Origin of the sequence: Streptomyces sp. NPDC005899 (genome assembly GCF_040629645.1) — a bacterium.
Lineage (GTDB): Bacteria > Actinomycetota > Actinomycetes > Streptomycetales > Streptomycetaceae > Streptomyces.
Genome location: NZ_JBEXWB010000346.1, coordinates 1 through 6,626, shown reverse-complemented (window position 1 = coordinate 6,626; position 6,626 = coordinate 1). Strand labels below are relative to the sequence as shown.

At 74.4% G+C, this 6,626-nt stretch carries 7 protein-coding genes and 1 pseudogene; 3 read left to right on the top strand and 5 right to left on the bottom strand.

Translation table 11 applies throughout. The features are described 5' to 3' along the window. Window positions 1-124: 124 nt before the first annotated feature. Window positions 125-361 carry a hypothetical protein gene (locus ABZ371_RS27145; protein ID WP_358684276.1) on the bottom strand — a complete coding sequence of 79 codons (237 nt, stop codon included), beginning with the start codon at window positions 359-361 and terminating at the stop codon, window positions 125-127. A gap of 165 nt (window positions 362-526) precedes the next feature. Between ABZ371_RS27145 and ABZ371_RS27140 the strand changes: the two genes are divergently transcribed. Then, window positions 527-910, top strand: coding sequence for a cold-shock protein (locus ABZ371_RS27140; RefSeq protein WP_358684274.1), 384 nt, complete (start codon window positions 527-529; stop codon window positions 908-910). Between the two features lie 76 nt (window positions 911-986). Here the strand turns inward: ABZ371_RS27140 and ABZ371_RS27135 are convergent, their stop codons facing one another. Genes ABZ371_RS27135 through ABZ371_RS27120 form a run of 4 tightly spaced genes read right to left on the bottom strand, consistent with a single transcriptional unit; the run spans window position 987 to window position 4,543 of the window. Continuing rightward, window positions 987-1,895, bottom strand: a complete 909-nt coding sequence (locus ABZ371_RS27135; protein WP_358684272.1) for a 1,4-dihydroxy-6-naphthoate synthase — start codon at window positions 1,893-1,895, stop codon at window positions 987-989. Next, window positions 1,867-2,595, bottom strand: a complete 729-nt coding sequence (locus ABZ371_RS27130; protein WP_358684270.1) for a futalosine hydrolase — start codon at window positions 2,593-2,595, stop codon at window positions 1,867-1,869. The genes ABZ371_RS27135 and ABZ371_RS27130 overlap by 29 nt, the downstream gene beginning before the upstream one ends. A gap of 13 nt (window positions 2,596-2,608) precedes the next feature. Further along, window positions 2,609-3,091 carry a DUF2771 domain-containing protein gene (locus ABZ371_RS27125; protein WP_358684268.1) on the bottom strand — a complete coding sequence of 161 codons (483 nt, stop codon included), beginning with the start codon at window positions 3,089-3,091 and terminating at the stop codon, window positions 2,609-2,611. A gap of 27 nt (window positions 3,092-3,118) precedes the next feature. Then, the gene (locus ABZ371_RS27120) at window positions 3,119-4,543 is read right to left on the bottom strand and encodes an MFS transporter (protein WP_358684266.1); all 1,425 of its coding nucleotides are present in this window, start codon (window positions 4,541-4,543) and stop codon (window positions 3,119-3,121) included. Window positions 4,544-5,074: 531 nt separating this feature from the next. Here ABZ371_RS27120 and ABZ371_RS27115 point away from each other — a divergent pair. Then, window positions 5,075-6,007 (top strand): DUF3027 domain-containing protein, encoded by a 933-nt coding sequence (locus tag ABZ371_RS27115; RefSeq protein WP_358684264.1) that lies wholly within the window; start codon window positions 5,075-5,077, stop codon window positions 6,005-6,007. 132 nt (window positions 6,008-6,139) lie between these two features. Next, window positions 6,140-6,626: pseudogene (locus ABZ371_RS27110) on the top strand (molecular chaperone Hsp90); the annotation flags it as partial.

Genomic DNA, 6,626 nt, shown 5'->3' with positions numbered 1-6,626 from the left:
ACGGCCGCCTCCGGCCGCGTGGCGAGAGTCCGGGGGCGGCGCCCCCGACGTACGTGATCCTGCCAAAAGTCACGCCGGGCCCCACCCGTCCCGCCCGCCTCCCAGGCGTGGCGCGAAGGGGCCCCTAGCGCGTCGCGGCGCGCCCCGGCGCGTTCCTCCGGACCGAGCGCACCACCCCCGCCGCGGCGATCAGGAAGCCGAGCCCCATCAGCATGCACACCGCGTATGCGACGGGAGGGAACGGATCGGTGCCCAGGAACAACGGGGCCACGGTGACCAGGGTGGCGAGCGCGCCGATGATGAAGACGATCGCGCCGACCTGTACGAGCCGGTCGCCTGCGCCGGAAGGAGTAGTACTCACCCGGCCAGGGTAGTTCCCAGCTCGGCGGAACCACATGGCGACGTCTTGTCTCCGGCCCGCGGGCCACTAGCCTTGGACCGGCGGGTCGTCAGGACCCGCTGTACTGCTTTCCGGAGCCGTTCCCGGCTCCGCCGCTCACCGACGAGTACGAGGACGAGGACAGACGTGCCCACGGGTAAGGTCAAATGGTTCAATCCGGAAAAAGGCTTCGGCTTTCTTTCGCGCGACGACGGCGCCGACGTCTTCGTCCACTCCTCGGTGCTCCCGGCCGGTGTCGACGCGCTCAAGCCGGGCCAGCGCGTCGAGTTCGGCGTGGTCGCGGGCCAGCGCGGTGATCAGGCCCTCTCCGTGGTGATCCTGGATCCCACCCCGTCCGTCGCCGCCGCGCAGCGGCGCAAGCCGGACGAGCTGGCGTCGATCGTGCAGGACCTGACGACCGTGCTGGAGAACATCACGCCGATGCTGGAGCGGGGCCGCTACCCCGACAAGGCGGCGGGCGCGAAGATCGCGGGCCTGCTGCGGGCGGTCGCCGACCAGCTGGACGTCTGACGCGCACCGCCCCCGGCCGTTCGCCGGGGGCGGTGGGTGCCCGTGCGGGGCGCGGCCGGCCGGCGGACGGGCCGTGTCAGCCGGCGGCGGAGAACGCCAGCGCGCCCGGGCGCAGGGGCGGCACGAGGCCTTCGGCCGCCGCCCGCGTCAGCAGCCCGCGGATCGCCGCGTAGCCGTTCTCGCCGAGGTCGGCGGTGAACTCGTTGACGTAGAGCCCGATGTGCTGGTCGGCCACGGCCGGGTCCATCTCCTGGGCGTGTTCCAGGACGTAGGCGCGCGACCGCTCCGGGTCGTCCCAGGCCATCCGCACCGACGTGCGGACCGCGTCGGCCAGCCGGCGCAGCGTCTCCTCGCCCAGGGACCGCTTGGCGATGATCGCCCCGAGCGGGATCGGCAGGCCGGTGGTCGACTCCCAGTGCTCGCCCATGTCGGCGAGGCTGTGCAGGCCGTAGTTCCGGTAGGTGAAGCGGGCCTCGTGGATCACCAGTCCGGCGTCCACCCGCCCGTCGCGCACCGCCGGCATGATCTCGTCGAACGGGAGGACGACGATCTCGCCCACGCCGCCCGGGACGACCTCGGCCGCCCAGAGCCGGAACAGCAGGTAGGCGGTCGAGCGTTCGCTGGGCACGGCGACGGTCTTCCCCGTCAGGTCCGTGCCCGCCTCCTTCGTCAGGACGAGCGGCCCGCAGCCGCGCCCCAGCGCCCCGCCGCAGGGCAGCAGGGCGTACTCGTCCAGCACCCACGGCAGGACGGCGTAGGACACCTTCAGCACGTCGAACTCGCCGCGCTCGGCCATGCCGTTGGTCAGGTCGATGTCGGCGAAGGTGACGTCGAGGACGGGCGCGCCGGGCACCCTCCCGTGCGCCCAGGCGTCGAAGACGAACGTGTCGTTCGGGCAGGGCGAGAAGGCGATCCGCAGCTCCGGCGGGGCCGCCGCGGCGGGTTCGGTGGCGGGGTCAGTCACGGTTCGCGTCGTGTCGGTCATGCCGGGTCCAACTTTCCACTACAGGTGCGAGCTTCCCGAAGGCTTCGGAGAGCGCGGCCAGGGCTTCCCCGATGCGCCAGGCCGCCCGGTCGCGCGGCCCCACCGTGTTCGAGACCGCCCGGAGCTCGATCACCGGCACGCCGAGCCGCTCGGCGGCCTCCGCGACACCGAAGCCCTCCATGGCCTCGGCGGCGGCACCGGGGTGCGCGGCCAGCAGGGCGGCCGTGCGGGCCGCGCTGCCGGTCACGGTGGACACGGTGAGCACGGCGCCCGGGACGGCGCCGGTGGCCGCCGCCACGTCCCGCACGAGCGCCGGGGGAGGCAGGAAGGTGTCCCGGCCGAAGCCGAGACCGGTGACGGGCACGAAGCCGTCCGGGGTCTCGGCGCCCAGATCCGCGGCCACGATGCCGCTCGCCACGACGAGCGCCCCGACGGGCGCGGTGGGGGCGAAGCCGCCCCCGATGCCCGCGGAGACCACGAGGGCGTAACGCTCCGAAGCCGGCGCGGCGGCGAGGGCGAAGGCGGTCGCGGCCGCCGCGGCGGCGGGACCCGCCCCACCCGCGAGGACGTCGAACGGACCGGCCCGGTGCACCTCGGCACCCGGCACCTCACGCGTCCGCGGAGCCCCGAACGCGCGCGTGACCGCGTCCCGTTCGGCCGGGACGGCGGTCACGACGAGCACCCGCGCGGTCATGGTCATCGGCGCCCGGCGGTCAGGAGGTCTTCTTGAGCTGGAAGTGCCAGACTCCCGTGAGCTTGCGGCCCTGCGCCTCGACGATGCTGATCTGCGTCTTGTCCGCCGTGGTCTCGCCGGTCTGGCTGGCGAAGAAGGCGCTGCCCGGAATGGAGCGGTACGTCTTCTTGTACGGCTCCTGCTCGGCCTGCTGGCCGTTGATGAACAGGGTCCAGCCGTGCTCCGCGATCTCCGGGTCGACGCCGAAGCGGACCTTGTCGTCCATCGCGACCTTGACGGACTTCTCCGCCTTCTTGTTGAGGCAGCCCTGGATCTCGGACTCCTTGAGGGCCTTGCCGTCGTTGTAGCAGGCGGCCTCGGTGCTCACCGAGGTGTCGCCGACCGTCACGGTGGCGAGCGGCGTCGGCTTGTCGCAGGCGGACAGGACAAGGAGTCCCGCGGACACGGCACCAAGAGCGACGCCGATTCGACGGCCCTTACCGGAGAAGAACGCAACGGTCATGCGCCGAAGGCTATCGGTCGTCGTCGCTCACGCCACGCGGGGGTGCGGTGAGCCGCGCCGGGCGGCCCCCAGGAGGCCCCGTACGGAGGCGGTCGCGCCGAGCGCGAGGATCCCGGCGGCGACGGACATGCCCAGTACGCCGTTGAGCGGGAGCGCGATGCCGATGGCGCCGCCCACCACCCAGGCCATCTGGAGCAGGGTCTCGGAGCGGGCGAACGCAGAGGTCCGCACCTCCTCCGGGACGTCCCGCTGGATCATGGCGTCCAGCGACAGCTTGGACAGTGCCTGGGTGAATCCGGCGACCGCCCCGAGCGCGGCGACCATCACGGTGCTGAAGAACACCGCCGCGAGGACGGCGACACCCAGGGCGAGCCCCAGCACCGTCGCGACGATCACCTCGGGACCGCGGGCTCTGAGCCAGGACCCCACCACCGTGCCGAAGGCGTTCCCGGCCCCCGCCGCGACGCCGACGATGCCGAGCGAGACGGCGGCGCTCTGCCCGGAGAGCGGGTGCTCGCGCAGCAGGAAGGCCAGGAAGAAGATCAGGAAACCCGAGAGCGCCCGGTGGGCGGCGTTCGCCTGGAGTCCGTGCAGGACGGCCGGCCCGACGGTCCGCAGCCCCGGCGGCCTCTCCCGGCCGTTCCTCCTGCCCTTCCCCCCACCGTCCTTCCTGCCGCGGCCCGGCCGGGGGACGTGCGGGGACACCACCTCGTGCGGGGGGACGAGGCGGGCCTTCCGCTCGCCCTTGGCGGAGTCCACCGTGCCCGGCAGGGTGAAGGCGAGGACCGTGCCGCCGAGGAAGATCACGCAGGCGCCGTACAGCGGCCAGGGTGATCCGACGGTCTGGAGCCCGGCCCCGATCGGAGCCGCCACCCCGGTGGCCAGCAGCCCGGCCAGCGTGACCCGGGAGTTGGCCTTGACCAACGAGAAACGGGGTGGCAGCAGCCGGGGCACGACGGCGCTGCGCACCACCCCGTACGCCTTCGAGGAGACCAGTACGCCCAGTGCCGCCGGGTAGAGCTCGAGACCGCCCGTGGCCACCGCGCCCGACATCATGAGCGCGAGGACCGCCCGCGCGAACATCGCGCCGGCCATCGCCGCGCGGCGGCCGTGCGGCAGGCGGTCCAGGAGCGGGCCGATCACCGGGGCGAGCAGCGTGAAGGGGGCCATCGTGACGGCGAGGTAGAGGGCGACCCGCCCGCGGGCCTCGTCCGTCGGTACGGAGAAGAAGACGGTCGAGGCGAGCGCGACGGTGACCATGACGTCGCCGGCGCCGTTGACCGCGTGCAGTTCGATCAGCTTGCCCAGACCGGACTCGCCGGCTCCGTGGGCGTGCGTCGCTTTCCGGATACCCCGCGCGGCGGCCGTGAACGGGGCGCGCAGGGCATGACCCGTCGCCCGGCCCGCCCTGCGGAGCGGACCGGTCCCCTCGGACGACCTGGCGGAAGCCACGTGGTCATAGTGCCCCACCCCCCGCCGTGACGAACCGAGATCAGGCCCGGGCGCGGCGGCGGAGGGCCCCGACGGGTGAGTCGGCCCCCCGTCACCGGATGGCCGGGAAAGGCCGGGGAGACGCCTCACCGCGCCCCGGAAACACCGGGGGCAGGGGCCTTCCCCGGCCCGGAACCGCACAGGACACAGCCCCTTCCCCGGGGCCGGGGGCCGGCGGGAGGCGCCCCTTCCCGGCCGTGCCCATTTCGTGGATCCGGTGCCGTTCCCGTCCGGATCGGGACGTGCAGGTGGGCGCGGGGCGGCGGAGAGGGTAGCGTGCACTCACGCGCCACCGGCGGTTGTTCTTGGCCGCGCGCCTCTCCGCGATCCCGCAGAATGGGTGGCAGAAGGCGCGCCCGAGGCAGGCACAACGGGTGTGGACGTCGACGCGGCCCCCAGGTCCGCTCCGCCCACGACCGTCATGGCTGAAATCGGACATCGATGGAGCTGCTGGCGCGCTCGTGAGACGGCGTATGGAGAGAAGCGAGACCTGTGAGTGCTGCGACGACGCGAAGCCGTACGGCCCGTACCCCGGCCCCCGACCGCCTGTGCGCCGAGGCGGTAGACCTCGCCCGCGCGGCGGCCGAGGAGGCCGCCGCGCCCGGAGTGGTCGGTGAACACCTGGGCCTCGTCTCCGAGGGGGACCGGGTCGTCACGCACTACTTCGAGAGCAGGGAGCCCGGTTACCGGGGGTGGCGCTGGGCGGTGACGGTGGCCAGGGCCTCCCGCGCCAAGAACGTCACCCTTGACGAAACGGTGCTGCTTCCGGGGGACGACGCGCTCCTGGCGCCCGAGTGGGTGCCGTGGAGCGAGCGGCTGCGGCCCGGCGACATGGGCCCCGGCGACCTGCTCCCCACCGAGGCGGAGGACCCCCGCCTGGAGCCCGGCTGGACCGGCGAGGACGAGCCGCTGCCCAACTCCGCGGTCTCCGACCTGTCCCAGGAGCTCGCGTCCCTCGTGGACGTGGAGGACGCGGAGCTGACGACCCGGCCGGGGACGAGCCGCGGCTCGATCGCCGCGGTCGCGGACGAGCTCGGCACCCGCCGCGCGCGGGTGCTCTCCCGCTACGGCCTGCGGCTGGCGGCGGACCGGTGGGACGAGGCGTTCGGCGCCAGGACGCCGATGGCACAGGCCGCCCCGGCGTCCTGCGTGACGTGCGCGTTCCTGGTGCCCATGGCGGGCTCGCTGAAGCAGGCGTTCGGCGTGTGCGCGAACGAGTTCGCCCCGGCGGACGGCCACGTGGTCTCGCTGTCGTACGGCTGCGGGGGGCACTCCGAGGCCGCGGTGATGCCGCAGCCGCCGAAGAGGGCGCCGCACGCGCTGGACACGATGCGGGTGGACGACTACTCGCTGCGGCCGGGCGACGACTCCGGTTCGGTCCCCTCCCGGACGGACGGCCGCACCGACGACCTCGGCCACTCCTGACGCTCCGGGCCGCGGCACACCGCCGCCCCCGCGGCGCGGGCCGCGAGGGCGGCGCCGGGCCGGCTTCGGCTCGCGGTACCTTCGGGCGCACACTGGGCGTTGGCGGGTCACCGGAAGAGCGGAGTTACGAGCGTGAGTGTGAATGCGACCGAGGGGGCCGATCCGTTCGGGACGGCACGGCTGCGGCGCGGGGTGCTCGACGCCTGGGGCGCCGGCCCCGCACGCTTCCGTGAGGACGCCAACGCCGAGGAGGACCTCGCCCTCGGCGGCTACCGCGACCGCCTGGTCGTCGAGCTCGCCCAGAACGCCGCCGACGCCGCGGCCCGCGCGGGCGTCCCCGGCCGGCTCCGGCTCACCCTGCACGAGGCGGGCGACGGCGCGGCCGTCCTCGCCGCCGCCAACACCGGCGCCCCCCTGGACGCCACCGGCGTCGAGTCCCTGAGCACGCTCCGGGCCTCCGCCAAGCGCGAGGGCCACGAGTCGGCCGTCGGCCGCTTCGGCGTCGGCTTCGCCGCCGTCCTGGCCGTCAGCGACGAGCCCGCAGTCATCGGGCGCCACGGCGGCGTCCGGTGGTCCCTCGCGGAGGCCCGCGACCTCGCCCGGCAGGCCGCCGTCGGCA